This window comes from Acinetobacter stercoris (genome assembly GCF_900323515.1).
GTDB lineage: Bacteria > Pseudomonadota > Gammaproteobacteria > Pseudomonadales > Moraxellaceae > Acinetobacter > Acinetobacter stercoris.
Map to the genome: position 1 here is coordinate 1 of NZ_OOGT01000433.1, position 806 is coordinate 806.

The following is an 806-nucleotide window of genomic DNA, read 5'->3' on the forward strand; positions in this document are numbered from 1 at the left end:
CTGTATATTCAGTTTCAAACAATATCAATTCTATTTCTTCTTCTTTTTCAGTAAATACTCTATCTGTTTGAAGTTGATCATTAACCTTTCCCACCAACAATGTTTTACCTGTTTTTTTATTTAAAATCTTATATGTAGCACCAACCAAGTTAGGGTTATCGCCAGCTAATTCTTTTAAATCAAAAACTTGACTAAACTTCCCTCCTTGTATTTTTGGTAAAAATGGTAATGTATAATTAACCCTCATCCCACTTTCAAACACATGCTGCCCACTTTGTACTTTGAAGTATCTATCTGTATTGACAAAGACACCTTGTTGATTGATGAGGAGCTGTGACCCGCCTGCTTTAATATCAACCTCTATCGGGCTGGTGATCAGGATTTTGCCTTCTGTCGCGGTAATCTTGATATCTAATCGGGCAAACAGTTCCATCAAGGCATTTTGCGCATGCATCTGGATTTTTTCATTGGCAGCAATCATGCTAATCCCATTTACCGCAAAGGCACTATATTTCCCCTGTGCATGCATCAGGATATTTTTTTGTGAGCTAAAGTTGGTTGAACCGCCTGAACTAAATCCAATCTCCTGACCTGCATGATTGACGATATCTTCAGGTGTAGTCATCGCGATGCCATTCGGTGAAGCAAACAGCATCAACGCCTGTCTAAACAGCGTGCCATTGCTTTGGTTTTCTGCTGAGGTATTTTCACTATTCTCCGTGTCTTTGTTAAAGCTACTCATAAAACTTTGTGCGGTATTTAACAACCCATTCAGGCCACTACCACCAGTCAAGGCACTGCTCAAG

General features: G+C 39.5%; 1 protein-coding gene. It reads right to left on the reverse strand.

Annotated features, from left to right (window positions below):
* A partial coding sequence (locus KPC_RS20080; protein WP_146196697.1) for a DUF2345 domain-containing protein occupies positions 1 to 806 on the reverse strand: 806 nt, incomplete at both ends.